Raw genomic sequence first — 25,252 nt, forward strand, 5'->3', positions numbered from 1 at the left:
CCGGCGGACTCGATACCGCAAAAGGCAGGCCGAACCCGCAATGTCCGATATCTCTCCCCAGCTCGCCGCCCAGATCGCCCGCACCATCGCCGGCGAAATCGACGCCCGCCCCGAGCAGGCGCAGGCCGCGATCGCGCTGCTCGACGAGGGCGCGACGGTGCCGTTCATCGCCCGCTACCGCAAGGAAGTCACCGGCGGCCTGGACGACACCCAGCTGCGCAACCTCGAAGTGCGCCTGGGCTACCTGCGCGAGCTGGAGGACCGCCGCGCCGCGGTGCTGGCCAGTATCGACGAGCAGGGCAAGCTGACCGACGAGCTGCGCGCCGACATCGCCGCCGCCGACACCAAATCGCGGCTGGAAGACCTGTACCTGCCGTACAAGCCCAAGCGCCGGACCAAGGCGCAGATCGCCCGCGAGGCCGGGCTGGAGCCGCTGGCCGACGGCCTGCTGGGCGACCCGTCGCTGGCGCCGGAGGAACTCGCCGCCGGTTTCGTCGACGCCGACAAGGGCGTGGCCGACACCAAGGCCGCGCTCGACGGCGCCCGCGCGATCCTGATGGAGCGCTGGGGCGAGGACGCCGCGCTGGTCGGCGAGCTGCGCAGCTGGCTCAACGACGTGGGCGTGATCCGCGCGCGCGCCGCCGAGGGCAAGGAGGCCGAGGGCGCCAAGTACCGCGACTACTTCGACCACGCCGAGTCGCTGGCGAAGATCCCCTCGCATCGCCTGCTGGCGCTGTTCCGCGCCCGTCGCGAGGAGATCCTGTTCCTCGACCTGGAGCCCGGCGCCGACGCCGACGCCGGCCACCTGCAGGCCACCGGCCGGGTCGCCCACCACGCCGGCATCCGCGACGCCGCGCGCCCGGCCGACAAGTGGCTGATGGACGGCTGCCGGCTAGCGTGGAAGGCCAAGCTGCACCTGCACCTGATGCTCGACCTGTTCGGCCAGGCCCGGGAGAAGGCCGAAGCCGAGGCGATCGCGGTGTTCGGCGACAACCTCAAGGACCTGCTGCTGGCCGCGCCCGCCGGCCCACGCGCAGTGCTCGGGCTCGACCCCGGCCTGCGCACCGGCGTCAAGGTCGCCGTGGTCGACCGCACCGGCAAGCTGGTCGACACCGACACCATCTACCCGCACCAGCCGCGCAACCAGTGGGATGCCTCGCTGCACACGCTGGCGGCGCTGTGCCGCAAGCATTCGGTCGAACTGGTCGCGATCGGCAACGGCACCGCCAGCCGCGAGACCGACAAGCTCGCCGGCGACCTGGTCAAGCTCGTGCCGGAGCTGAAGCTGCAAAAGATCGTCGTCAGCGAGGCCGGTGCCTCGGTGTACTCGGCGTCGGAGTTGGCGGCGAAGGAATTTCCCGAGCTGGATGTCTCGCTGCGCGGCGCGGTGTCGATCGCCCGCCGCCTGCAGGACCCGTTGGCCGAGCTGGTCAAGATCGAGCCGAAGGCCATTGGTGTCGGCCAGTACCAGCACGATGTCGACGGCTTCCGGCTGGCGCGCGCGCTCGACGCGAAAGTGGAGGACTGCGTCAACGCGGTCGGCGTGCACGTCAATACCGCCTCGGCCGCCCTGCTCTCGCGCGTGTCCGGCCTGTCCTCGACGGTGGCCGAGAACATCGTCGTCTACCGCGATGCCAACGGCGCGTTCAAGAGCCGCAAGGAGCTGTTGAAGGTGCCGCGGCTGGGCGACAAGACCTTCGAGCAGTGCGCGGGCTTCCTGCGCATCGCCGACGGCGACCAGCCGCTGGACGCCTCCTCGGTACACCCGGAGGCCTACCCGGTGGTCGAACGCATCGTGCGCGACTGCGGCCGCGAGGTGAAGCAGCTGATCGGCGACGCCGGCTTCCTGCGCGGCGTCCGGCCGGAGCAGTACACCGACGACCGGTTCGGCGTGCCGACCATCCGCGACATCCTGAAGGAGCTGGAGAAGCCCGGCCGCGACCCGCGCCCGGAGTTCAAGGCCGCGCGCTTCGCCGACGGGGTCGAGGAGATCAAGGACCTGAAAGTCGGGATGGTCCTGGAGGGCGTGGTCAGCAACGTCGCCGCGTTCGGCGCGTTCGTCGACATCGGCGTGCACCAGGACGGGCTGGTCCACATCTCCGCGCTGGCCGACCGCTACGTCAAGGACCCGCGCGAGGTGGTCAAGGCCGGCGACGTGGTCAAGGTGAAGGTGTTGGAGGTGGACATCCCGCGCAAGCGCATCGCGCTGACGTGCCGCCTCGACGACACCGCGCCGGCACCGCGCGGCGAGCGTGACCGCGACGGCGGCCGGGGGAACCCGCGCGGAAACCCGCGGCCGCAAGGCGGCGGCCCGCGCGCCAACAGCGCCCCGCCCGCCAACAATGCGCTCGCCGCCGCCTTCGCCAAGGCGAAAAGCGGCGGCTGAGCCACAGGCCATGACAGGACGGTGGCGCGCGACGGCTCGTACGTCAGTGCGCCGTCGGCCGCGATACCTGCTGCACCACCTCACCGGTGGTGCGGTCGTGGCCGGCCAGGGCGATATCGGCCTGCGAGACGATCCCGCACACCGCGCCGCGGTCGTCCACCACCACCACCCGGCGGATCTGGTTCTGCTCCATCGCCTGCGCGCAGTCGGCCAGCGAAGCGGTGTTCTGGACGGTGGTGACCGGCGAGCTCATGCAGTCGGACGCGCAGGCGCTGGCGGTGTCGCGGCCTTCGGCGACCATCCGCACGGCGATGTCGCGGTCGGTCACCACGCCGACCGGGCGGCCAGAATCGCGGCTGTCCACTACCGGGATCTCGCCGCAGTCGTTCTCCACCATCATCCGCGCGACGTCGCGCAGGGGGGTGTCGCCGGTGCAGCAGGCCGGGTTGGCGGTCATCACGCGGTCAAGGTTCGTGTTCATGGAAACTCCATGGGGTCGGGGGAGCCCCCACCCTGCCGCCGCGGCAGTTGCGGAGACGTGAACCATCTGTCCCAACCTGCCGGTTCGACGTTTGCACCGCGTTACCCGTGCCTTTGGTCATGGTGGACGCAAATGCCGTTGCGGTAGGCTTCGGGTTCCTTTCGAGCAGGTTCCCGTCCGATGAAGCATCCCCTCGCCCTGGCGCTCGCCGTCGCGCTGACCACCAGTCTCGCCGCGTGCGCCCAGTCCGACGCCAATCCGCAGGCCGATACCGCCGTGACCGCCGACTCCAGCAATCCGTTTTTCACCGAAAGCCAACTGCCGCTGCACTACCCGCGGTTCGACCAGATCAAGGACAGCCACTTCGGCCCGGCCTTCGATCGCGGCATGGCCGAGCACCTGAAGGAAGTCGAGGCGATCGCCAACAACAGCGAGCCGGCGACGTTCGAGAACACCATCATCGCGCTGGAGAAGTCCGGCGACATCCTGTCGCGCACCGCGTCGGTGTTCTTCAGCCTGGTCGGCGCCGATACCAACGACGCGCGCAAGGCGCTGCAGGCCGAGTACGCGCCCAAGCTGTCGGCCCACCGCGACGCGATCTCGCTGAACCCCGAGCTGTTCGAGCGCATCGAGTCGCTGTACGAGCGCCGCAACGAGCTGGGCCTCGACGCCCAGGGCGTGCGCCTGGTCGAGCGCTACCACACCGATTTCGTCCGCGCCGGCGCCAAGCTGTCCGACGCCGACAAGGCCCGCCTGAAGGAGATCAACGGCGAGCTGGCCAAGCTCGGCACCACCTTCAGCCAGAACGTGCTGGCCGAGGTGAACGACTCGGCCGTCGTGGTCGACACCGTCGAGGAGCTGGCGGGGCTGTCCGAGCAGGCCATCACCGCCGCCGCCGAGGCCGCCAAGGAGCGCGGCCTGGACGGCGAGTACGTGATCGCCCTGCAGAACACCACCGGCCAGCCGCCGAACACCTACCTGGAAGACCGCGCCCTGCGCGAGCGCATCCACAAGGCCTCGGTCGCCCGTGGCAGCCGCGCCAACAAGTGGGACAACACCGGCATCGTGTCCGACGTGGTCAAGCTGCGCATCGAGAAGGCGAAGATGCTCGGCTACCCGACCTACGCCGCCTACGTGCTGGCCGACGAGACCGCGCAGACGCCGGAAGCCGTCAACGCCATGCTCAACCAGCTGGCGCCGGCCGCGGTCGCCAACGCGAAGGCCGAGGCCGCCAAGCTGCAGGCGATGATCGACAAGGAGCAGGCCGCCAAGGGCGAGCCGAGCTTCAAGCTGGAGCCGTGGGACTGGGCCTACTACGCCGAGAAGGTCCGCCAGGCCGAGTACAACTTCGACGAGAACCAGCTCAAGCCGTACTTCGAAATGAAGAACGTGCTGGAAAACGGCGTGTTCTACGCCGCCAACCAGCTCTACGGCCTGAGCTTCAAGCAGCGCACCGACCTGCCGGTCTACCACGAGGACGTCACCGTCTACGACGTGTTTGACAAGGACGGCAGCCAGCAGGCGATCTTCATCTTCGACCCTTACCAGCGCGCGTCCAAGCGCGGCGGCGCGTGGATGAACTCCTACGTCGACCAGTCGGAGCTGACCGGCAACCTGCCGGTGGTGGCCAACCACCAGAACATCCCCAAGCCGGCCGACGGCAAGCCGACCCTGCTGACCTGGGACGAAGTCACCACGATGTTCCACGAGTTCGGCCACGCGCTGCACGGCCTGTTCTCGGACGTGAAGTACCCGTACTTCTCGGGCACCGCCGTGCCGCGTGACTTCGTCGAGTTCCCGTCTCAGGTCAACGAAATGTGGGCCGACTGGCCGAGCGTGCTGGCCAACTACGCCAAGCACCACGAGACCGGCGAGCCGATGCCGCAGGAACTGCTGGACAAGGTGCTGGCCAGCGCCCAGTTCAACCAGGGCTTCGCCACCACCGAGTACCTCGGCGCGGCGATGCTGGACCAGAGCTGGCACCAGCTGGCGCTGGAGGACGTGCCGGAGGCCGCGGGCGTGATGGACTTCGAGGCCAGGGCGCTGGCCGCCAACGGCACCGACTTCGCGCCGGTGCCGCCGCGCTACAAGACCCCGTACTTCAGCCACATCATGGGTGGCTACGCGGCCGGCTACTACGCCTACATCTGGTCCGAGGTGCTGGACGCCAACACCGTCCAGTGGATCAAGGACAACGGCGGCCTGACCCGCGAGAACGGCGACCACTTCCGCAGCGCGCTGCTGTCGCAGGGCGGCAGCAAGGATGCGTTGCAGCTGTTCCGCGACTTCACCGGCCACGAGCCGCGCATCGAGCCGCTGCTGGTGCGCCGCGGCCTGAACGCCCCGGTGGCCGACGACGCCGCGGTGCCGGATGCGCCGAAGGCCACCAAGCCGGACGCGACCAAGCCGTCGAACTGATCGACCGGCCACGCAGTACCCGAACCGCCCGGAGTGATCCGGGCGGTTTTTTACTAGCGCGTCAACCAGCAGCCCCGTGCTTCGCTGCGGACGGGCGGCCCGAACCGTTGCGCCACAGCCCGCCCATGGCCGGGCCGGTCAATCGGCCGCGAAGGCGATCGTCGTCATCAGCGCGTTCTCGGCCTGGCGGGAGTCGAGCCGGGTGTGCTGGACCACGATCGGCACGTCGGACTCGATCACGCTCGCGTAGGGCACGTCGGCCGGGATCGGCTCGGGGTCGGCCAGTTCGTTGAACCGCAGGTGGCGCGTGCGGCGCGGTTCGATCGTCAGCGTGTACGGCCCGGCCGGCCCGCGGTCCTCGAAGTAGACGGTGATGCTCACCTGTGCGGGCTGGCCGCCGGCGTTGAGGATGCAGCAGGTCTCGTGGCTGGCCATCTGTGGCTCGGGGCCGTTGCTCCAGCCCGGGATGTAACCCTCGGCGATCGCCCAGCGGGTGCGGCCGATGGCGGTGTGGCTGCTCATTGCGTGCTGTCCGTGGGGGCGCCGGCGACGCTCGACGGGGCCGGCGCGGTGCTGAACAGCTCGCGGTACGCCGGCGCCACGTGCGGCCGCAGCACCGCAGCTGGTATTTCGACCGCGTGCATGCCGTCCGAGTACGGGCCGACCTGGTACGGCGCGAACACAAAGCGCAGCGCGGTGATGCGGCCGGCGTCGTCCACCACCGGTTCGAAATCGGCGAAGTTCGAGGGCTTCGGCTCGGTGCCGGCGTCGATCATGCGACCGGTGGTGCGGACCAGTTCGCTGCGCTGGGCCGGGTCCAGCCCGCCGGCATCGGCGCGTTGGGACAGCTCGGTATGCAACTGCTCGCGGGCGTATGCGGCGATGTTCGCCCAGCCCGCCTCGCCAGCCACCAGCGTGTCGGCGGTCAGGCGCTCCTGCGTGCCAGGCAACCACACGAACCGCTCCATCAGCGGCATGCCGTGAGCGCCGCCGGTATACATGCTGCCGTCGGCCGCGTAGGCAACCACGTTCGGGCCGTCGGCCAGCTCGGTGAAGCTCAGAGACAGGTCGTACAGGGTGGAACCCTCGCTGCCCTCGCCCGCCGGCTCGCGCTGGCTGCGCGCCTCGACCGCCTGCATCAGCTCGGCGCGGGCGGCATCGGCGTAGGCCTTCAGGTCCGCGGCGAGCGCCGGGTACTGGTCGGCCGACTGCGGGTAGGTGATGCCGATGATGTAGTCGGCGGTCGTGACGGAGACGTCTTCCAGTTCGACCGGCGTGACCGGGGCCGGCACGTCGCCCGGCGGCGGCCCCGCCGGTGCGGGCGCCGCGGTGCCGGCCACGCCGTCAGTCGCGCCATCGGTGCCCGGAGACCGGTCGCAGGCGACCAGCGCCGACAGCACCAGCGCGAGGCCCGCGCCCTTCAAGTTCAAATGTTTCATCGGTCCGCCCCTGCTCATTGGGCGCGACCATATCGCCGCCGGCGTGATGCCCGGATGCAGGCGCGCGGGCTACCAGTCGGTGCGTTGCGGCAGCAGCCCGCGCAGCTCGGCGTCGGTCAGGTTGCGCCACTGGCCGATCTTCAGCCGGCCCAGCTTGACGTTGCCGATCCGCACCCGCACCAGCTGCTTGACCCGGTAACGGAAGTGCGCGGCCATCAGCCGGATCTGCCGGTTGAGCCCCTGCACCAGCACGATCCGGAAGCCGAAGCGGCCCAGCTTGCCGGTCCTGCACGGCAGGGTCATCTGGCCGTGCACCGGCACGCCCTTCGCCATCGCGCGCAGGAAATCGGGCGTGACCTCGTTGTTGACCGCGACGAGGTACTCCTTCTCCAGCTTGTTCTCGGCGCGCAGGATCTCGTTGACGATGTCGCCGTTGCTGGTCAGCAGGATCAGGCCCTCGGAGTCCTTGTCGAGCCGGCCGATCGGGAAGATCCGCCGCTCGTGCCCGACGAAGTCGACGATGTTGTCCTTGACCCCGGACTCGGTCGTGCAGACCACCCCGACCGGCTTGTTCAGCACGATGTAGACGTGCTGCTTCTGGCCCTTGGCGGCCGTGCGCACGCGCAGCGGCTGGCCGTCGATGCGGACCTCGTCGCCCTCGCCCACCTCGGAACCGACCCGGCCGCGGAGGCCGTTGATGGTCACCCGTCCCTCGGCGATCAGGCGGTCGGCCTCGCGCCGGGAGCAGTAGCCGGTTTCGCTGATGTGTTTGTTGAGGCGCATGCGGGACGGGGGTCGCGGGGGGCGCACAGGCTGGCACAAGGCCCGCCGGTTGGCGAGTCCGGCGGGGGCCGTTGCGTTGCGCTCAGCCGAGCAGGTCGCCGTACTCGGGGTGGCGGTCTACCCAGCCGGCCGCGTACGAGCACGCCGGCCGCACGTGCCAGCCCTGCGCCCTGGCGTGATCGAACGCCACCCGGGTCAGTGTCCCCGCGATCCCGCGCCCGCCGACCGCCTCGGGGACGATGGTGTGCTCGATCACCATGCATTCGCCCTCCATCCGGTAGTCGAGCACCGCCTCCACGCCCTCGAGCACGGTGACGAAGCGGGAACGGTCGGGTTGGTGCTGCACTTCGAAGTCGGACATGTCGGTTCCATCGATGGATGGTGAAGGTGGGGGCGGATGCGGCTCAACGGCTGTCGCGCTTGCCCTGGTTGTGGCGGTCATGCGTGCTGATGCTGCCCTGGATGCCCTGCAGGCGCGCCTCGGCGGCGTGGAGCTCGCCGGCGCGCTGGGCGGCGGAGTCGGACTGGAACCCCTCGTGCGCGTGCCCGCCGGGGTGGTCGGCCAGTTGCTGCCAGGGCTGTCCCTCGCGGGCCTGCTGTTGCTTGGCCTCCAGCAGTTCGCGGGTGTTGGCGAGTGCCTGCGCGGGGGTGATGGCACCGCGGCGACTGGCGCCGCGGCCGCTGCTGGCAGCCGTCGACTTGCGGGGCGGGCTCTTGCGCGAGGGGGTTTTGGCGGTCGCGGCGGTGGCTGTCTTCCGCGTCGCGGGCTTCCGGCGGGCGGTCGTGCCGGAGGCGGAGTTACCGGCCTTGGTCCTTGTTGTGGCGTTCTTCTTCGCTGCGACCTTCTTCGCCGGGGCCTTCTTCGTCGCGGCCTTCTTTGCGACCTTTGCCACGCTCTTCCTGGTGACCTTCTTCGCGGTCGGCTTCTTTACGGCCTTCGTCGCGGTCTTCCGGCTCATGGTCTTCTTCGATGCCGCCTTCTTGACGACCGCCTTTTTCGATGCCGTCTTCTTCGCAACCGGCTTCTTGGGCGCGGTCTTTTTCACCGTCTTCTTCGTTGTGGCCTTCTTCGTCGTGGCGGCCCCTGCGGCCTTCTTTGCCGCCTTGCCGCTGGCAGACTTCTTCGCCGCCTTCGTGGCGGCCTTCTTCGTACTCTTCTTCGCGGCGGTCTTGCGGGCTCGGGTCGTGGCCATGCATCCTCCATCGGATCGGTCGGCTGGTGCGGCACCGCGGCGGTGTCGCGCCCGCCACGCGGGCGGGCCCAGCCTGACTATCACGCCCCGCATGCAATCGGGGTGAGGGCGCGACGCGGCCGCCCTCCGTCGGGAATCAGCCGAACGACGGGTTTAACAAGCGCTGCAGGAACACGCTTCCGATCCGCGGCTCCATCAGCAGCATGAAAAGCACGCCGTAGATCGCGCCCGACAGGTGCGCGTTGTGGTTGGTGTTGCCACCGCCCTGCCGGTCCATCCAGAAGGAGTAACCGACGTAGAACACGCCGTAGAGGATCGCCGGCACCGGCAGGAAGAACACGAAGATCAGCGACCACGGCTGCACCAGGATGAAGGCGAACAGCACCGCCGACACCGCGCCCGACGCGCCGAGGCTCCGGTAGCGACTGTCGTGCCTGTGGCGCAGGTAGGTCGGCAGGATCGCGATGACGATCGCCGACAGGTAGAACAGCACGAACCCGACCGGCCCGATCAGCGACGACACCACCTGCTCGGCGAAGCGGCCGAAGAAGAACAGCGTGATCATGTTGAACAGCAGGTGCGGCCAGTCGGCGTGGATGAAGCCGTGGGTCAGCAGGCGGTCGTACTGCTTTTGCCGGTCGATCGCCGGCGGCCACAGGATCAGGCGGTCCAGCAGCCGCGGGTTGTTGAAGGCGAGCCAGGTGACCAGCACGGTCACGCCGATGATTATCAGGGTCAGCATTGGGGGTTCCGGTTCGGGTCGGGTGTCGGGACGCGGTCAGGCAACCCGGTAGTTGTCCTGCATCGGGTAGCGCCGCGCGTACAGCGCAAAGGCCAGCGCCGCCACGAACGCGAACGCGGCGAAGAAGAACATCAGGAATGCGTTCTCGCTGTAGCCGGTGCCGGCGATGCTGGCGGTCACCGCGTCGTTGCGCACGGCGGCATTGGTGATCAGCACCCACAGGCTGCCGAAGGTGCTGGTGAGGTACCAGAACGCCATGATCACGCCCTTCATCGACTGCGTGGCTTGGCTGTAGGCGAACTCGAGCGCGGTCGCCGACACCAGCACCTCGCCGAACGTCAGCAACGTGTACGGCAGCGTCTGCCAGGCCAGCGATACGTCGTCGCCGCCGTCGATCCACAGCTGGATCACGCCGGCCGCGACCCACGCCACGCCCGAGAACGCGATGCCCCAGCCCATCCGCCGCAATGCGGTGACCTGGAAACCCATGCGCCGCAGCGCCGGGTACAGCACGATGTTGTTGAACGGGATCAGCAGCATCACCAGCAGCGGGTTGAGCGCCTGCATCTGCGCCGGCTCCATCACCAGCCAGCTCGGCCACCACCAGCTGTCGTGCGGCACCACCATCTCGCGGCCCTGGATGATCCAGGTCGAGGCCTTCTGGTCGAACAGCGACCAGAACGGAGTGACCAGCGCGAACACGATCAGCACCCGCAGCACGCCACGCACGCTGTCGACCGCGGCATCCGGGTGGCGCCCACGCGCGCGTTCGAGCTGCATCGAGGTGCCGATGCCGCCGAACGCGATCAGCACGCCCAGCGCCAGGCACGCGCTGATGACGAAGCCGAAGTCGTCCGGCCACCAGCCCGGCGCCATGCCGCGCAGCGACAGCGCCCACAGCACCAGCAGGCCGACCGCGATGGCGACGCCCAGCACCGCGATCACGAGGCCGGGCCGTCCCTGCCCCGGCGCACGCGCCAGCAGCGCCGTGCGCGACACCGCGAGGAACGAATCCGGGTCCGCACCCGACGGCGGCACGTTGACGTACTGCCTGCGCCCCAGCCAGAACACGAACGTGGCGATGAACATCAGCACGCCCGGCACGCCGAACGCCACCGAAGGCCCGTAGTGGCGCAGCAGCAGCGGTGCGAACAGCGAGGCAAAGAACGAGCCGAAGTTGATGATCCAGTAGAACGCGTCGAAGACGATCTTCGCCTTGTCCTTGTTGCTCTGGTCGAACTGGTCGCCGCAGAACGACACCACCAGTGGCTTGATGCCGCCGGAACCGAACGCGATCAGGAACAGGCCGGTGAAGAACCCCGCGCGACTGTCCTCGAACAGCGCCAGGCAGGCGTGGCCGGCGCAGTAGATCAGCGAGAACCACAGGACGGTGTTGTACTTGCCGAAGAACCGGTCCGACAACCAACCGCCCAGCAGCGGGAAGAAGTACACGCCGATGACGAAGGTGTGGAACACGTCCTTCGCCGCCGATTCCCGGTCCACGCCCGCCGGGATGTACTGCAACAGCACCGAGCTGATAAGGAACGGCACCAGGATGTTGCGCATCCCGTAGAAGCTGAAGCGCTCGCACGCCTCGTTGCCGATGATGTAGGGGATCTGGCGGGGCATCCTGCCTGCTGCGGCCGGGGCCGTTGCGGCTGTCGTCATCTGCGGTGGAACCCTGGGGCCAGGCAAGCTGGCGAAGGGGTCAAGCCTACCCGAACCACCCGCCCGCGCGCCGGTGCCGGGCGCCCCTGCGTGGCGGCCGGTTACCATCGGCGCCGGATTTCAACGAGACCCTGCCCGATGACCCGTTTGCTGCGCTCCGCCCCGCTCGCCGTCGCGCTCGCCGGCCTGCTCGCCACCGCCCTTCCCGCCGCCGCGCAGGACGCGCCGCTGACCACGGTGTCGGAGCGCAGCGGCTTCGTGGAGACCGGACGCTATGACGAAGTCATCGCGCTGTGCGACGCGTTTGCCGCGCGCTACCCCGACGCGGTGCGCTGCGAGACGTTCGGCACCAGCCCCGAGGGCCGGCCGATGAAGCTGCTGGTCGCCACCCGCAGCGGCGCCTTCACCCCGGAGGCCGCGCGGCAGCAGGGCCTGCCGGTCACGCTGATCCAGGGCGGCATCCACGCCGGCGAAATCGACGGCAAGGACGCCGGTTTCCTCGCCCTGCGCGAGTTGCTGGAAGGCCAGGCGGCCGACGTCCCGACCGACGTGCTGGCAAAACAGGTGTTCCTGTTCGTGCCGGTGTTCAACGTCGACGGCCACGAACGTTTCGGCGCGTGGAACCGGCCCAACCAGCGCGGCCCGAAGGAGATGGGCTGGCGTACCACGGCGCAGAACTACAACCTCAACCGCGGCTATGTGAAGGCCGACGCGCCGGAAATGCAGGCGATGCTGGCGCTGATCAACCGCTGGGACCCGCTGGCGTACGTCGACCTGCACGTGACCAACGGGGCCAAGTTCCAGCACGACATCTCGATCCAGGTCGAGCCGGTCAACAGCGGCGACGAGGCCCTCCGTGCGGCCGGCAAGACCCTGCGCGGCAACACCATCGCCTATCTCGCCGGCCACGGTTCGCTGCCGCTGCCGTTCTACCCGTCGTTCGTGCAACACGACAACCCGGCGTCGGGCTTCGAGGACGGGGTCGCCACGCCGCGCTTCTCGCACGGCTACATGCAGCTGCGCAACAGGCTCGGCATGCTGGTGGAGACGCACTCGTGGAAGGAGTATCCGCACCGGGTGAAGTCCACCCACGACGCCATCATGGCAGTGCTCGGCCAGGTCGCGCAGAATGGCAAGCAGTGGCTGGCGCTGGCCCACGCGGCCGACGCGCGCGCGCGCAAGCTCGGTGGCGACGACGTCGCGCTGTCGTACGCGGCCACCGACGAGTGCCGCACGATCGACTTCCTCGGCTACGCCTACACCCGCACGCCGTCGTCGGTGTCCGGCGCGACCATGACCCGCTACGACGAGACCACGCCCGAGACCTGGACCGTGCCGCTGTGCGACGACATCCGCCCGGAGCTGGTGGTCGAGGCGCCCGACGCCGGCTACCTGGTGCCGGCCGCGCACGCCAGCTGGGTGGCCGAGCGGCTGGACCGCCACGCGATCGAATACCGCCGGCTCGAGAACGCGCTGTCCAACGCGCGCGTCGAGGCTTTCCGCGCCGACTCGCGCGAGTTCGCCAGCCAGTCGGTTGAAGGCCACCAGCGGCTGGAGCTGGAGGGCAACTGGGCGCGTGAAACCCACGACGTCGCCGCCGGCGCCCTGTTCGTGCCGATCGCGCAGCCGAAGGCGCGGCTGGTGATGGCGATCCTGGAGCCGCGGGCGCCGGATGCGCTGGCGGCCTGGGGCGAGTTCAACAACGCCTTCGAGCGCAAGGAGTACATGGAGGACTACGTGGCCGAGGAAGTCGCGCGCGAGATGCTGGAGCGCGACCCGAAGCTGAAGGCGGAGTTCGAGAAGCGGCTGCGCGAGGACGCCGAATTCGCCGCCAGCCCGCGCGACCGGCTGGACTTCTTCTACCGCCGCCACTCCTCCTACGACGAACGCTACAACCTCTACCCGGTGCTGCGCACCGACCGCGCGCCGCGCTGACCGTCCGGGCGGGCGTCCTGTCCGGGCGCCCGCCGCTTTGCCGATCGTGTCCGTCGCCGGCCCCGGCTTTGACAAAAAAAGAATGATCGTTCATTCTTCGCCACCTAAACAGGCGTGGCGCCTGCCGTTTTCCTTTACGAAGAGCCCTCCCCCATGACCCACACTCCCCACCGGCTGGCCCGCCGCGCCGTGCTCCTGCCCCTGGCCCTGTCCGTCGCCCTGGCCGCCTGCAGTGGCGACTCCGCGCCCCCGCAGATGCCCGGCGGCGCGGTGACCGTCGTCACCCTGGAAGCCCGACCGGTGACCCTGACCCGCGAGTTGCCGGGGCGCACCGCGCCGTACCTGGTGGCCGAAGTGCGGCCGCAGGTGAGCGGTATCGTCGATCGCCGCCTGTTCGACGAGGGCGGCACGGTCAAGGCCGGCCAGCCGCTGTACCAGCTGGAGGACGCGACCTACCGCGCCGACGCCGCCAGCGCCAAGGCCGCCCTCGCCCGGGCCGAGGCGACGCTCGAAGCCACCCGCCTGACCGCCAGGCGCACCGCCGAGCTGGCCAAGATCGACGCGGTCAGCGCGCAGGACGCCGAGAACGCCACCGCCGCGCTGCGCCAGGCCGAGGCCGACGTCGGCGTCGCCCGCGCCGCCCTGCAGCGCAGCAACGTCACCCTCGGCTATGCGCGCATCACCTCGCCGATCAGCGGCCGGATCGGCAAGTCGTCGGTCACCCGCGGCGCGCTGGTCACCGCCAACCAGGTGACGCCGCTGGCGACGGTGCAGCAGCTCGACCCGATCCACGTCGACCTCACCCAGTCCGCCAGCGAGCTGATGGCGCTGCGCCGCGACCTCGCCAGCGGCGCGCTGGAAAGCACGCCGGAAATGCCGGTCACCATCCTGCTCGACGACGGCAGCACCTTCGCCCACGAGGGCAAGCTGGCGTTCTCCGAGGTGACGGTCGACCCGTCCACCGGCAGCTATTCGCTGCGCGTGGTGGTCGACAACCCCGACCACGTCCTGCTGCCCGGCATGTACGTGCGCGCGGTGATCGGCGCCGGCATCCGCGAGGACGCGATCCTGGTGCCGCAGCAGGGCATCGCCCGCGACCCCAAGGGCAACACCAGCGCGATGGTGGTCAACGCCGAGGGCAAGGTCGAGGTCCGGCCGGTCCAGGTTAGCCGCACCGTCGGCGACAAGTGGCTGGTCGAGAGCGGCCTGGCCGCCGGTGACCGGGTGATCGTCGAGGGCCTGCAGAAGATCCAGCCGGGCATGCCGGTGCAGGTCACCGAGGCGGGGACCGAAACGCCGGCCGATGCGCCCGCCGATGCCGGGGCCGCCGCCGGACCCGCGCCCGCGACCGGCGCCACCGACGACAGCGCCGGCCAGTAAGGGGAACCACGCATGGCACGTTTCTTCATCGATCGCCCGATCTTCGCGTGGGTGATCGCGATCATCATCATGCTCGCCGGCACGCTGGCGATCTTCACCCTGCCGGTGTCGATGTACCCGAGCGTGGCCCCGCCGGCGGTCGAGATCCGCGCGACCTACCCCGGCGCCTCGGCACAGGTGGTCGAGAACTCGGTCACCCAGATCGTCGAGCAGAACATGAAGGGCCTGGACGGGCTGCTGTACTTCTCGTCCAACAGCTCCTCCAACGGCATGGCGACCATCACCCTGACGTTCGAGAGCGGCACCGACCCCGACATCGCCCAGGTGCAGGTGCAGAACAAGCTGCAGCTGGCGATGCCGCTGCTGCCGCAGGAAGTGCAGCGCCAGGGCGTCAACGTGAGCAAGTCGGCCAGCGGCTTCCTGCAGGTGCTCGGCTTCGTGTCCGAGGACGGCAGCATGGACCGCGTCGACATCTCCGACTACGTCGGCGCCAACCTGGTCGACCCGCTCAGCCGCGTGCCGGGCGTGGGCAACATCCAGGTGTTCGGCGCCAAGTACGCGATGCGGATCTGGCTGGACCCGAACAAGCTCGACACCTACCGCCTCGCGGTGCCCGAAGTGGTCGCCGCGATCCAGGCGCAGAACGCGCAGGTCGCGATCGGCCAGCTCGGCGGCACCCCGGCGATCGATGGCCAGCAGCTCAACGCGACCATCAACGCCCAGGACCGCCTGCAGACCGCGGAGCAGTTCCGCGACATCGTGGTGCGCGCCAATCCCGATGGTTCGGTGCTGAAGCTGGGTGACATCGCCCGGGTCGAACTGGGCGCGGAGACCTACGACTTCATCACCCGCTACAACGGCAAGCCGGCCAGCGGCATCGCGATCTCGCTGGCCACCGGCGCCAACGCGCTGGAGACGGCGGCCGGCGTGAAGCAGGCATTGTCCGAACTCGAACCGTACTTCCCGCCGGGACTCAAGGCGGTGGTGCCGTTCGACACCACGCCGTTCGTGCAGGTGTCGATCAAGGGCGTGATCAAGACCCTGATCGAAGCGATCGTGCTGGTGTTCCTGGTGATGTACCTGTTCCTTCAGAACTTCCGCGCGACGCTGATCCCGACGATCGCGGTGCCGGTGGTGCTGCTGGGCACGTTCGGCGTGCTGGCGGCGCTGGGCTTCTCGATCAATATGCTGACGATGTTCGCGATGGTGCTGGCGATCGGCCTGCTGGTCGACGACGCGATCGTGGTGGTCGAGAACGTCGAACGCATCATGAGCGAGGAAGGCCTGTCTCCACTGGAGGCCACCCGCAAGTCGATGAAGCAGATCACCGGCGCGCTGGTCGGCATCGGCCTGGTGCTGTCGGCGGTGTTCGTGCCGATGGCCTTCATGTCCGGCTCGACAGGCGTTATCTACCGGCAGTTCTCGGCGACGATTGTTTCGGCGATGGCGCTGTCGGTGCTGGTCGCCATCGTGCTGACCCCGGCGCTGTGCGCGACCATGCTCAAGCCGCTGAAGAAGGGTGAGCACCACGGCACCCGCGGTTTCTTCGGCTGGTTCAACCGCAAGTTCGACCAGGGCAGCAAGAAGTACCAGCGCGGCGTGCGCGGGCTGCTGGACCGTCCCGGGCGGTTCCTGGCGATCTTCGCGGCGATGGTCCTGGTGATGGGCGTGCTGTTCGTGCGCCTGCCCTCGTCGTTCCTCCCCAACGAGGACCAGGGCGTGCTGATGGCGCTGGTACAGGCGCCTGTGGGCTCCACCCAGGAGCGCACGATGGAGTCGATCCATGCATTGGAAGACCACTTCCTCGACAACGAGGCCGAGGTGGTCGAGTCGGTCTTCAGCGTGCAGGGCTTCAGCTTCGCCGGCATGGGTCAGAACGCCGGCATGGCCTTCATCAAGCTCAAGGACTGGGACGAGCGCACCGACGAGGCGATGTCGATCGACGCGGTCGCCGGCCGCGCGATGGGCGCGCTCATGCAGGTCAAGGACGCGATGATCTTCGCGTTCGCCCCGCCGGCGATGCCGGAGCTGGGCTTCGCCGCCGGTTACGCGTTCTACCTGCAGGACAACAGCGGCCAGGGCCACGAGGCCCTGCTGGCGGCCCGCAACCAGCTGCTGGGCATGGCCGCGCAGAGCGAACTGCTTGCCAACGTGCGTCCCAACGGCCAGGAGGACACCCCGCAGTTCCGCATCGACGTCGACACCGAGAAGGCGGCGGCGCTGGGCCTGTCGATGGAGGCGGTCAACGGCACGCTGGCAGCGGCCTGGGGCGGCCAGTACATCGACGACTTTGTCGACCGCGGCCGGGTCAAGCGGGTCTACCTGCAGGCCGACGCGCCGTTCCGCATGACCCCGGAGGACTTCAACCTGTGGTCGGTCAAGAACGCGCAGGGCGAGATGGTGCCGTTCGCGGCGTTCGCCAGCTCGCACTGGGACTACGGTTCGCCGCGGCTGGAGCGCTACAACGGCGTCCCGGCGATGGAGATCCAGGGCGAGGCGGCGCCGGGCGTGGCCTCGGGTGACGCGATGGACGAGATCGAGCGGCTGGCCGCGCAACTGCCGCCGGGCTTCTCGGTCGAGTGGACCGCGGCGTCGTACCAGGAGCGCGAGGCTGGCTCGCAGACGCCGCTGCTGTACACGCTGTCGCTGCTGATCGTGTTCCTGTGCCTGGCCGCGCTGTACGAGAGCTGGTCGGTACCGACCGCGGTGCTGCTGGTCGCTCCGCTGGGCATCCTTGGCGCGGTGCTGGCCAACACGATGCGCGGCATGGAGCGCGACATCTACTTCCAGGTGGCGATGCTGACCACGGTTGGCCTGACCAGCAAGAACGCGATCCTGATCGTCGAGTTCGCCAAGGAGAACCTCGAGCACGGCATGGACCTGATGAAGGCCACCATGACCGCCGTGCGCGACCGCCTGCGGCCGATCCTGATGACCTCGCTGGCGTTCGGCCTGGGCGTGCTGCCGCTGGCACTCGCCAGTGGTGCCGGCTCCGGCGCGCAGCGCGCGATCGGCACCGGCGTGCTCGGCGGCATGATCGTCGGCACCGCGCTGGGCCTGTTCTTCATCCCGTTGTTCTTCGTGGTGGTGCAGCGCCTGTCCGGCAAGCGCGGCACCGCCACCACGCCGGCCGGCAACGACCCGGCAGGAGCCCCGCAATGACCCGTCGCACCACCACCCTCGCACTGGCGACGAGCCTGTTCGTCGCCGGTTGCGCCACCCTCGTGCCACCGGTGCCCGAGGCCCGGCCATCGGTTCCGGCCGAGTGGCCACTGCCGGCGGAGACCGCCTCGGCCGCCACCGGCGATGTCGCGGCGCCGAGCCCCGTCACCGCCGACATCGGCTGGCGCGACTTCTTCGCCGACCCGCGGCTGGACGAGGTGGTCGCGCTCGCGCTGGACAACAACCGCGACCTTCGCGTCGCCATGCTCAACGTCGAGCGCGCACGGTCGATGTACCGCGTGCAGCGGGCCGACCGGCTGCCGTCGGTCGGCGGCACGGTCGAGATGGCCCGCACCGGCGGCGACGACCGCGACGTGTCCGAAAGCTACAGCGCCGAGGTCGGCATCGCCGGCTTCGAGCTGGACCTGTTCGGCCGCGTGCGCAACCTCAGCGAGGCCGCGCTCGAGCAGTTTCTGGCTACCGAGGAGGCACAGCGCAGCGCGCAACTGGCGCTGATCGCCGAGGTCGCCAACGCCTGGCTGACGCTCGGCGCCGACCGCGAGCTGCTGGCGATCGCCAACGAAACCCTGGCCAGCCACCAGGCATCGTTCGACCTCAACACCCGGAGGCACGAGCTGGGTGCGATCTCCGGGCTCGACCTCAGCCAGCTGCGCACGCGGCTGGAGACGGCCCGTGCCGACGCCGCGCGCTACCAGGGCCGGGTCGCGCAGGACATCAACGCGCTGACCCTGCTGGCGGGTGCGCCGATCGACCCGGCGCTGCTGCCTGAGCGCTTCACCCCGCAGGTCAGCGGCCTCGCGCCGCTGCCGGCCGGCCTGCCATCGGAGGTGCTGCTGCGCCGGCCGGACGTGCTGGCCGCCGAGCACCTGCTGCTTTCGGCCAACGCCAACATCGGCGCGGCGCGCGCGGCCTTCTTCCCGTCGATCACGCTGACCGCCGGCATCGGCAGCGCCAGCAGCGAGCTGTCGGGACTGTTCGACAGCGGCACGATCGGCTGGAGCTTCATGCCGAAGCTCAACCTGCCGATCTTCCAGGGTGGCCGCCTGCGCGCCGGACTGGGCGTCGCCAGCGCCGACCGCGATATCGCGCTGGCCCGCTACGAGCAGGCCATCCAGGCCGGTTTCCGCGAGGTCGCCGACGCGCTGGCGCTGTCGCGCAGCCTCGCCGACCAGCGGACGGCGCAGGAGGCGCTGCTGGACGCCGCCACCCGTACCCACGAGCTGTCGCAGGCGCGCTACGACGCCGGCCTCGACAGCCACCTTGTGCTGCTCGACGCGCAGCGGACGCTGTACGCCGCGCAGCAGGCGGTGGTCGCCACCCGCCTCGCCGAGCAGGCCAACCGGGTCACGCTCTACAAGGCGCTGGGCGGAGGCTGGACGGAAGGACCATGAGCGAGCCCACCGACAAAACGCAGGACCGCGCCGAGAAGCAGCGTGGCCGCATCCTCGACGCGGCCCAGCAGTGTTTCATCGAGCATGGATTCCACGGGGCGAGCATCGCCAACATCGCCGAGACGGCCGGCATGAGCGCCGGCCTGATCTACCGCTATTTCGAGAACAAGAGTGCGATCATCCTCGCGATCGTCGACCGGCAGCTGCAGTTGCTGCGCGAGGACATCCGGCTCAACCGGCGGGTCGACCTGGCCGGGGAGATGGTGCAGAACTACGGTCGCTCCTGCACCGCCGACGCGCGCGGCATGAACGCCGCGCTGCTGCTGGAGATCTCCGCCGAGGCCACGCGCGACCCGCAGGTGGCCGCGGCGCTGGACCACTACGACGCCACCGTCCGCGCGGCACTGGTCGACTGGCTGACCCGCGGCACCGCGTCCGGCGGCCACGGCCTGCCCGCCGCCGTGGCGCCCGAACGCGCGCTGCTGCTGCAGTGCCTGTTCGAGGGCCTGAAGCTGCGCGAGACCCGCGAGCCGCAGCTGGACCGGCAGATGCTCGCCAGCGCCCTGCGCTACATCGTGCCGCTGGTGATCGAACCCTGAGCCGACCGCGGCGACGGGGCCGGCCGGCGCGTCCTGTTTCCCCCCGGTTTCCGCGTTAAGCCGGATATCCGGGGGAGCCGGAGACCGCCATGCACCACCCGGAACGCCGCAAGACGCCTCCCTCCAGCGCCGAGCAGATGCGCGAGCGGCTCAATCCGCCGCAGCGCTCGGTGCTTCGCCTGCTGGAATATTTCGGCTGGGAGTTGCGCTTTGTCCGCCAGCCGCCGTTGCATCCGCCGGTACCGGTGATCTTCGCCGGCGACGCGACATGGGCGGTGATCGCCCCGGACGGCAAGGTCGACGATTCGACCCGCCTTCGCGTGCGCCACCCCGGCTTCGAGCGCCGCCAGCGGCCGCCGGCTGGTCAGGACGTGGGCAGCGACCAGCGACCCAGCTCCGTGTAGCGGCTACGCGCGCCACCCACCACGCTGTGGATCAGCACGAAGCTGTCGACCCGCCACGGGATCGGTGTGACCGCGATGGGCGACAGCGGCCGCGCGGCGTCGCGGACGATGGTCACGTGCGGCACCAGTCCCTTGCTCGACCGGACCCGCACGCCGCCACGCGCCAGCGCGTCGCCGAGTTGCCGCCACAACTGCTGCAGGCCCGCCGGCACGTGTTCGCAGCCGACCCACCACGGGATCGAACGGTTGCGGAAGCTGCCCGCGCGGTTCAGCACGAGGTCGAACGCGGGCGCCCGCACCGATGCCGCGGCCGCGCACGCCTCGCCCGCCAGCGAAGGTGGCAGGGCCTCGAAGTCGCCGAGAAACTGCAGTGTCAGGTGGTAGCGGTGCGGGCCGATCCGGCGGCCGCGGGGTGTGTGTTCGTCGACGATCCGGTCGGCCGCGGCGGCGATGTCGCGGCGCAGGTCGTCACCCGGCCACAGGGCGAAGAACAGCCGTTCGATGCCCGCGGAAGGTGTGCCGAAGCCGAGGCCGGGCTGGTGCACGACTCAGCGCGCCCGGCGCAGCGAGGCGGCGCTGGTCGCGTCATCGGGAGTGAGGTCGCAGTACATCGTGTCTCCGGTCGGTTGCGGCACAACCCGTGTGCGATACGGAAGATCGCATGCTCGCCTCCGGGGAGTGCGCCGGACAATCATGATTGGTGATGGCATTCAAACGCAGCCGCCGGGTGACGCGGGTGGCTCCCGCTCAGCCGTCCAGCTCGCCCCAGCGCAGGTAGGCGGCGTCGAGCGTGGCCTGCGTTTCGGCCAGGACGCGGTTGTGCTCGGTGATGCGGGCGCTGTCGCCCTGGTAGAACACAGGGTCGTTCATCTCCGCGGTCATCGCCGCGATCCGGGCCTCGAGCGCCTCGATGGTCGCCGGCAGCTGCTCCAGCTCGCGCTGCTCCTTGTAGCTCAGCTTGCGGGCGGCGGTCCTGGGCGGCGCCGCAGCCGGGACAGGCGCCGGCACGGCCACGCCGGCCACCGGTTCGAGCTTGCCCGCCGCCGGGCGCGGATCGCTTGCCGGCCGTTGCCGCAGCCAGTCGCTGTAGCCACCGACGTACTCGCCGACCCGCCCCTCGCCTTCCATCACCAGGGTCGAGGTCACCACGTTGTCGAGGAAGTCGCGGTCGTGGCTGACCAGCAGCAGGGTGCCGGGGTAGTCACCCAGCAGCTCCTCCAGCAGCTCCAGCGTCTCGACGTCGAGGTCGTTGGTCGGTTCGTCCATCACCAGCAGGTTGGACGGCTGGGCAAACAGCTTGGCCAGCAGCAGCCGGTTGCGCTCGCCGCCCGACAGGCGGGTGATCGGCGCGCGGGCGCGCTCGGGGGTGAACAGGAAATCCTGCAGGTAGCCGATCACGTGCTTCTGCTTGCCGCCGACCTCGACGAACTCGCGGCCCTCGGCGACGTTCTCGATCGCGTTCCAGTCCTCGCGCAGGGTCGCGCGGTACTGGTCGAAGTACGCGACCTGCAGGTTGCTGCCGAGCTTGACCTCGCCGCTGGCCGGCGCGAGTTCGCCGAGCAGCGCCTTGAGCAGGGTCGTCTTACCGCTGCCGTTGGGGCCGATCAGGCCGATGCGATCGCCGCGGAACACGGTGGTCGACACGTCGTCCAGCAGCAGCCGGCCGCCGTAGCCGAAGGTGACGTGCTTGGCCTCGATCACCTTCTTGCCCGAATTCTCGGCCTGGGCGAACTCCATCCGGACGTTGCCGGTGCGCTCGCGTCGCTGTGCACGCTCCTCGCGCATGGCCTTGAGCCGGCGCACGCGGCCTTCGTCGCGGGTGCGACGGGCCTTGATGCCCTGCCGGATCCAGACTTCCTCCTGCGCCAGCAGCTTGTCGAAGCGCGCGTTCTCCTGCGCTTCGGCGTTGAGGCGCTCCTCGCGGCGGCGCTCGTAGTTGGCCCAGTCGCCGGGCCAGCTGGTCAGCTGGCCGCGGTCGATTTCCACAATCCGCGTCGCCAGCGCGCGCAGGAAGCGGCGGTCGTGGGTGACGAAGATCAGCGCGCCCTGCCAGGACTTCAGGAAGGCCTCGAGCCAGTCGATCGACTCGATGTCGAGGTGGTTGGTCGGCTCGTCCAGCAGCAGCAGGTCCGGCGCCGAGACCAGCGCGCGGGCCAGCAGCACGCGGCGCTTCATGCCGCCGGACAGGCCGGAGAACGGCGCATCGCCGTCGAGGCCGAGCTTCTCGAGGGTCTCGGCCACGCGCTGGTCGGCGCTCCAGCCCTGGGCGGCGTCGATCTTCGCCTGCACCGCGGCCATCGCGTCGGCGTCGAATTCGTCGGCATGGCTGAGGTGGTGGAACTCGGCCAGCCACTTGCCCAGCTCGCCCATGCCGTCGGCGACCACGTCGAACACGTCTCCGTCGGCACCGGCCGGTACTTCCTGCTCCAGCCGGGCGATGCGCGCCCCGCCCTCGCGCCGGATCTCGCCGTCGTCGGGGTGGATGTCGCCGGACAGCAGCTTCAGCAGGGTCGACTTGCCGGCGCCGTTGCGGCCGATCAGCGCAACGCGCTCACCGGGTTCGACCGCGAAATCGACGCTGTCGAGCAGCAGCGGGCCGCCGACGCTGTAGTCGACGTTGTTCAGGGTGATCAGGGGCATCCGGCCATTCTACGTGGCCGGCCGGCACACTCAGTAGCGCGATCGCACGTCGATCTCGACCCAGATGCGCTCGGCGATCCAGTCGTTGCCATAGGGCCGGGCCTGGATGCGGATCACGTCGCCCGGCTCCAGCGCGTCGGGGCGCAGCAGCCGGCCGCGGTGCTCCACCCGGGTGCGGCTGTCGTAGCGGACCCGTTCCTCGCGACCGCTGTAGCCGCCACGGGTAATGCCGATCACCTGGGCGCGCGGGTCGACCCAGCGCACCGAGCCGCGCAGGTCGCCGCCGTAGTAGTTGCCGCCGTAGCTGTCGCGGACGTTGTGGACGACCTCGATGTTGCGCGCCCACAGTTCGCCGCCCGAGCGCACGGCCTCGACGCTGATGCGGTCGCCTCGCTCCAGCCCCGCGGGGTCGTGCAGCTGGCCCTGGTAGACCAGCCGGGTGTTGCGGTCGTAACGGATCGCGACCTGCGAGACGCGGCCGCCGTAGCCGCTGTCGGCCGTGAGCACGATCCGGCCGTAGCGCGGGTCGACGTCCTGCACGGTGCCGAGGACGCGCTCGCTGCCGTAGCCGTAGCCTTGGCCGTAGCCACCCTGCCCGTAGCCACCGGGCGTTCCGTAGCCGGTCACGCAGCCGGCCAGCAGCAGCGCCGCCGCGGCGAGCAGCAGCCAGCGGACGGGGTTGCGCCAGCGCCGCGGGGAATCGGTCGGGATGGTCATGGCTCGGCTCCTGATCGCAGGGCTCCGAGCATCGTTGGCGGGAGGTGAACCGGGGGTTATCGGGGCGGGAGGTCGTTCAGCGAACCGCTGGTTGCTTCAGGAGCTGCACGACAGCATCGAGCAGCCTGCCCGGGTCCGGGCCCAGTCGGGACGCCGGGCGGCAAACCGCTCCCGGCCCGGCTGGTCATCATACGGACGGCGCATCACGTCGAGCAGTTCCATCACCGCCTCCGGCTCGCCTGCGGTGGCGCGGTCGATCGCCTGCTGGGCGAGGTAGTTGCGCAGCACGTAGCGCGGGTTGGCCAGCCGCATGCGCTCGCGGCGCCCGGCCGGAGCCAGCGGGTTGTCGCGAAGGCGCCGGGCGTAGCGCGCCAACCATTCGTCGAACGCGGCCGCAGAGGCATCGCGCTTCCCGGCGTCGTAGAACGCCGAGTCGAAGGCGTCGGTGAACGTATTCGACTGCGGGCCCAAAGCGTCCTCGGCACCGGAAACACCACCGGGCTCGAAGGCGAGCAGTGCGCGGAACATCAATGTCATGTCGACCTCGGCCACCCGCATCAGGTCCTGCAACGCCTGCATCAGCTCGACATCGTCGTCGCGGCATTCGGCCAGGCCGAGCTTGCGGGCGGTGTTCTCGCGATCGGCGGCGGTGTACGTGTCGATGTAGCGCTGCAGCCCGTCCTGCAATCGCTCCACGCCGTCGAACAGCGGCGACAGCGCGGCGGCCAGCCGGCCGAGGTTCCAGTACGCCACCGCCGGCTGCTGGCCGAAGCGGTAACGGCGGTGCTGGCGGTCGGTGGTGTTGGGGGTCCAGTCGGGGGCGTAGTTGTCGATCCAGCCGTACGGCCCGTAATCGATGGTCAGGCCGAGGATCGACATGTTGTCGGTGTTCATCACCCCGTGGACGAAACCGACCCGCATCCAGTGGCCGATCATCACCGCGGTGCGCTCGCAGACCTCGGCGAACCACGCCCCGTACAGCGCCTCGCCCTCGCCCTCGCCGCGAAGCTGCGGATGGTCGCGGGCGATGCAGAAGTCGGCCAGCCGCCGCAGCAACTCGAAGTCGCCGCGCGCCGCCGGCAGTTCGAAGTTGCCGAAGCGCAGGAACGACGGCGCCACGCGGCAGACGATCGCGCCGGGCTCGGGCGCCGGGCGGCCGTCGTAGAACATGTCGCGCACGACCGCCTCGCCAGTGCCGACCAGGCTGAGCGCGCGGGTGGTCGGCACGCCGAGGTGGTGCATCGCCTCGCTGCACAGGAACTCGCGCACCGACGAGCGCAGCACCGCGCGGCCGTCGGCGCTGCGCGAGTACGGCGTCGGGCCGGCGCCCTTGAGCTGCAGCTCCCAGCGTTGCCCGGCGGCGTTGACGGTCTCGCCGAGCGTGATCGCCCGGCCGTCGCCGAGCTGCCCGGCCCAGTGGCCGAACTGGTGGCCGCCGTAGTTGGCCGCGTACGGCTGCATGCCCGGCAGCAGATCGTTGCCGGCGAAGACGCGGGCGAAGCGGTCGGAGGCGACGTCCTCGGCAGTGAGGCCGAGCGCGCCAGCCATCTCCGCGGAATGGGCGAGCAGCCGCGGCGCCGCGACCGCCGTCGGCTCGACCGCGGACCACGCCTGCGCGACCTCGCGCACGCCCGGCCCGATGCGCGGATCGCCGGGGAGCTCGCGGATCAATGCGTTGTCGAAGTCGAATCGCAGCATCGTCAGATCGTAGCGCTACAGCCGTAATGGCCCCGTTCGCTGGCCGACCCGTTGCAGGAGCGACGTCAGTCGCGACCGCGCAACGCGATCGGAAGGCGAACAACCCGGAGACCGGCGCTACGTCCCGAGCCTGCCTGCCGCAAATGGTCGGAACATCTCCCCGCTCGCGACTTACGTCGCTCCTACAACGGCAGG

20 protein-coding genes are annotated in these 25,252 nt (G+C 69.9%); 8 read left to right on the top strand and 12 right to left on the bottom strand.

All coding sequences use genetic code 11. The annotated features are described in order from the left end of the window. Nucleotides 1-40 precede the first annotated feature (40 nt). A complete protein-coding gene (locus tag N799_RS00690; RefSeq protein ID WP_036206339.1) occupies nucleotides 41-2,386 on the top strand; it encodes a Tex family protein in 2,346 nt (781 codons plus the stop codon). Between the two features lie 43 nt (nucleotides 2,387-2,429). Here the strand turns inward: N799_RS00690 and N799_RS00695 are convergent, their stop codons facing one another. Continuing rightward, a complete protein-coding gene (locus tag N799_RS00695) occupies nucleotides 2,430-2,867 on the bottom strand; it encodes a CBS domain-containing protein (protein ID WP_036206342.1) in 438 nt (145 codons plus the stop codon). Between the two features lie 180 nt (nucleotides 2,868-3,047). On the opposite strand from N799_RS00695, the gene N799_RS00700 reads away from it, so the two are divergent. Further along, nucleotides 3,048-5,285, top strand: coding sequence for a M3 family metallopeptidase (locus tag N799_RS00700; RefSeq protein WP_036206345.1), 2,238 nt, complete (start codon nucleotides 3,048-3,050; stop codon nucleotides 5,283-5,285). 138 nt (nucleotides 5,286-5,423) lie between these two features. Here N799_RS00700 and N799_RS00705 read toward each other — a convergent pair whose 3' ends face one another. The 7 genes from N799_RS00705 to N799_RS00735 all read right to left on the bottom strand — a co-directional run bounded on the left by N799_RS00705 (nucleotide 5,424) and on the right by N799_RS00735 (nucleotide 11,110). Continuing rightward, a complete protein-coding gene (locus tag N799_RS00705; protein WP_036206347.1) occupies nucleotides 5,424-5,807 on the bottom strand; it encodes a sensory rhodopsin transducer in 384 nt (127 codons plus the stop codon). Further along, nucleotides 5,804-6,724: a DUF3298 and DUF4163 domain-containing protein gene (locus N799_RS00710; protein ID WP_152597743.1), complete on the bottom strand. Its 921-nt coding sequence runs from the start codon at nucleotides 6,722-6,724 to the stop codon at nucleotides 5,804-5,806. The genes N799_RS00705 and N799_RS00710 overlap by 4 nt, the downstream gene beginning before the upstream one ends. Nucleotides 6,725-6,793: 69 nt before the next feature. Beyond that, nucleotides 6,794-7,507: a pseudouridine synthase gene (locus N799_RS00715; protein ID WP_036206350.1), complete on the bottom strand. Its 714-nt coding sequence runs from the start codon at nucleotides 7,505-7,507 to the stop codon at nucleotides 6,794-6,796. Nucleotides 7,508-7,589: 82 nt separating this feature from the next. Beyond that, nucleotides 7,590-7,868, bottom strand: coding sequence for a GNAT family N-acetyltransferase (locus N799_RS00720; protein ID WP_036206352.1), 279 nt, complete (start codon nucleotides 7,866-7,868; stop codon nucleotides 7,590-7,592). A gap of 43 nt (nucleotides 7,869-7,911) precedes the next feature. After that, nucleotides 7,912-8,700 (bottom strand): histone H1, encoded by a 789-nt coding sequence (locus tag N799_RS15875; protein ID WP_160279939.1) that lies wholly within the window; start codon nucleotides 8,698-8,700, stop codon nucleotides 7,912-7,914. A gap of 136 nt (nucleotides 8,701-8,836) precedes the next feature. Continuing rightward, on the bottom strand, nucleotides 8,837-9,442 hold the full coding sequence (locus N799_RS00730; RefSeq protein ID WP_036206357.1) for a rhomboid family intramembrane serine protease: 606 nt from the start codon (nucleotides 9,440-9,442) through the stop codon (nucleotides 8,837-8,839). A gap of 36 nt (nucleotides 9,443-9,478) precedes the next feature. Further along, entirely contained in the window at nucleotides 9,479-11,110 is a 1,632-nt protein-coding gene (locus N799_RS00735; protein WP_036206360.1) for a POT-type proton-dependent oligopeptide transporter, read from the bottom strand. A 138-nt stretch (nucleotides 11,111-11,248) separates the two neighbouring features. Here N799_RS00735 and N799_RS00740 point away from each other — a divergent pair, with 138 nt between their 5' ends. The 6 genes from N799_RS00740 to N799_RS00765 all read left to right on the top strand — a co-directional run bounded on the left by N799_RS00740 (nucleotide 11,249) and on the right by N799_RS00765 (nucleotide 20,002). After that, complete coding sequence (locus tag N799_RS00740) at nucleotides 11,249-13,045, top strand: M14 family metallopeptidase (protein ID WP_036206364.1); 1,797 nt, start codon at nucleotides 11,249-11,251, stop codon at nucleotides 13,043-13,045. A gap of 153 nt (nucleotides 13,046-13,198) precedes the next feature. Continuing rightward, nucleotides 13,199-14,425: an efflux RND transporter periplasmic adaptor subunit gene (locus N799_RS00745; protein WP_036206366.1), complete on the top strand. Its 1,227-nt coding sequence runs from the start codon at nucleotides 13,199-13,201 to the stop codon at nucleotides 14,423-14,425. 12 nt (nucleotides 14,426-14,437) lie between these two features. Further along, nucleotides 14,438-17,587, top strand: coding sequence for an efflux RND transporter permease subunit (locus N799_RS00750; protein WP_052100859.1), 3,150 nt, complete (start codon nucleotides 14,438-14,440; stop codon nucleotides 17,585-17,587). Further along, nucleotides 17,584-18,999, top strand: coding sequence for an efflux transporter outer membrane subunit (locus tag N799_RS00755; RefSeq protein WP_036206369.1), 1,416 nt, complete (start codon nucleotides 17,584-17,586; stop codon nucleotides 18,997-18,999). The genes N799_RS00750 and N799_RS00755 overlap by 4 nt, the downstream gene beginning before the upstream one ends. Next, nucleotides 18,996-19,598, top strand: a complete 603-nt coding sequence (locus N799_RS00760) for a TetR/AcrR family transcriptional regulator (protein WP_036206372.1) — start codon at nucleotides 18,996-18,998, stop codon at nucleotides 19,596-19,598. Before N799_RS00755 ends, N799_RS00760 begins: the two co-directional genes overlap by 4 nt. Before the next feature lie 89 nt (nucleotides 19,599-19,687). After that, nucleotides 19,688-20,002 (top strand): hypothetical protein, encoded by a 315-nt coding sequence (locus N799_RS00765; RefSeq protein ID WP_052100860.1) that lies wholly within the window; start codon nucleotides 19,688-19,690, stop codon nucleotides 20,000-20,002. Here the strand turns inward: N799_RS00765 and thpR are convergent. The 4 genes from thpR to N799_RS00785 form a co-directional block, all read right to left on the bottom strand. After that, the gene (thpR, locus tag N799_RS00770; RefSeq protein WP_052100862.1) at nucleotides 19,963-20,547 is read right to left on the bottom strand and encodes an RNA 2',3'-cyclic phosphodiesterase; all 585 of its coding nucleotides are present in this window, start codon (nucleotides 20,545-20,547) and stop codon (nucleotides 19,963-19,965) included. The two genes, N799_RS00765 and thpR, sit on opposite strands and share 40 nt — an antisense overlap. A 202-nt stretch (nucleotides 20,548-20,749) precedes the next feature. Continuing rightward, on the bottom strand, nucleotides 20,750-22,642 hold the full coding sequence (locus N799_RS00775; RefSeq protein WP_036206375.1) for an ATP-binding cassette domain-containing protein: 1,893 nt from the start codon (nucleotides 22,640-22,642) through the stop codon (nucleotides 20,750-20,752). Between the two features lie 30 nt (nucleotides 22,643-22,672). Next, entirely contained in the window at nucleotides 22,673-23,359 is a 687-nt protein-coding gene (locus N799_RS00780) for a DUF5666 domain-containing protein (RefSeq protein WP_036206377.1), read from the bottom strand. Nucleotides 23,360-23,455: 96 nt separating this feature from the next. Next, nucleotides 23,456-25,057, bottom strand: a complete 1,602-nt coding sequence (locus N799_RS00785) for a protein adenylyltransferase SelO (RefSeq protein ID WP_036206380.1) — start codon at nucleotides 25,055-25,057, stop codon at nucleotides 23,456-23,458. Nucleotides 25,058-25,252: the final 195 nt, after the last annotated feature.

This window comes from Lysobacter arseniciresistens ZS79, from assembly GCF_000768335.1.
In the GTDB taxonomy this organism is placed as follows: domain Bacteria; phylum Pseudomonadota; class Gammaproteobacteria; order Xanthomonadales; family Xanthomonadaceae; genus Novilysobacter; species Novilysobacter arseniciresistens.

What these genes read in the sequence shown, in the direction of transcription:
- N799_RS15875 (WP_160279939.1), bottom strand. Translation starts at nt 8,700, where the DNA reads ATGGCCACGACCCGAGCCCGCAAGACCGCCGCGAAGAAGAGTACGAAG.
- N799_RS00780 (WP_036206377.1), bottom strand. Translation starts at nt 23,359, where the DNA reads ATGACCATCCCGACCGATTCCCCGCGGCGCTGGCGCAACCCCGTCCGC.
- N799_RS00750 (WP_052100859.1), top strand. Translation starts at nt 14,438, where the DNA reads ATGGCACGTTTCTTCATCGATCGCCCGATCTTCGCGTGGGTGATCGCG.
- N799_RS00760 (WP_036206372.1), top strand. Translation starts at nt 18,996, where the DNA reads ATGAGCGAGCCCACCGACAAAACGCAGGACCGCGCCGAGAAGCAGCGT.
- N799_RS00765 (WP_052100860.1), top strand. Translation starts at nt 19,688, where the DNA reads ATGCACCACCCGGAACGCCGCAAGACGCCTCCCTCCAGCGCCGAGCAG.
- N799_RS00700 (WP_036206345.1), top strand. Translation starts at nt 3,048, where the DNA reads ATGAAGCATCCCCTCGCCCTGGCGCTCGCCGTCGCGCTGACCACCAGT.
- N799_RS00730 (WP_036206357.1), bottom strand. Translation starts at nt 9,442, where the DNA reads ATGCTGACCCTGATAATCATCGGCGTGACCGTGCTGGTCACCTGGCTC.
- N799_RS00755 (WP_036206369.1), top strand. Translation starts at nt 17,584, where the DNA reads ATGACCCGTCGCACCACCACCCTCGCACTGGCGACGAGCCTGTTCGTC.
- N799_RS00715 (WP_036206350.1), bottom strand. Translation starts at nt 7,507, where the DNA reads ATGCGCCTCAACAAACACATCAGCGAAACCGGCTACTGCTCCCGGCGC.
- N799_RS00745 (WP_036206366.1), top strand. Translation starts at nt 13,199, where the DNA reads ATGACCCACACTCCCCACCGGCTGGCCCGCCGCGCCGTGCTCCTGCCC.
- N799_RS00695 (WP_036206342.1), bottom strand. Translation starts at nt 2,867, where the DNA reads ATGAACACGAACCTTGACCGCGTGATGACCGCCAACCCGGCCTGCTGC.
- N799_RS00735 (WP_036206360.1), bottom strand. Translation starts at nt 11,110, where the DNA reads ATGACGACAGCCGCAACGGCCCCGGCCGCAGCAGGCAGGATGCCCCGC.
- N799_RS00705 (WP_036206347.1), bottom strand. Translation starts at nt 5,807, where the DNA reads ATGAGCAGCCACACCGCCATCGGCCGCACCCGCTGGGCGATCGCCGAG.
- N799_RS00710 (WP_152597743.1), bottom strand. Translation starts at nt 6,724, where the DNA reads ATGAAACATTTGAACTTGAAGGGCGCGGGCCTCGCGCTGGTGCTGTCG.
- N799_RS00740 (WP_036206364.1), top strand. Translation starts at nt 11,249, where the DNA reads ATGACCCGTTTGCTGCGCTCCGCCCCGCTCGCCGTCGCGCTCGCCGGC.
- N799_RS00775 (WP_036206375.1), bottom strand. Translation starts at nt 22,642, where the DNA reads ATGCCCCTGATCACCCTGAACAACGTCGACTACAGCGTCGGCGGCCCG.
- N799_RS00720 (WP_036206352.1), bottom strand. Translation starts at nt 7,868, where the DNA reads ATGTCCGACTTCGAAGTGCAGCACCAACCCGACCGTTCCCGCTTCGTC.
- N799_RS00690 (WP_036206339.1), top strand. Translation starts at nt 41, where the DNA reads ATGTCCGATATCTCTCCCCAGCTCGCCGCCCAGATCGCCCGCACCATC.
- N799_RS00785 (WP_036206380.1), bottom strand. Translation starts at nt 25,057, where the DNA reads ATGCTGCGATTCGACTTCGACAACGCATTGATCCGCGAGCTCCCCGGC.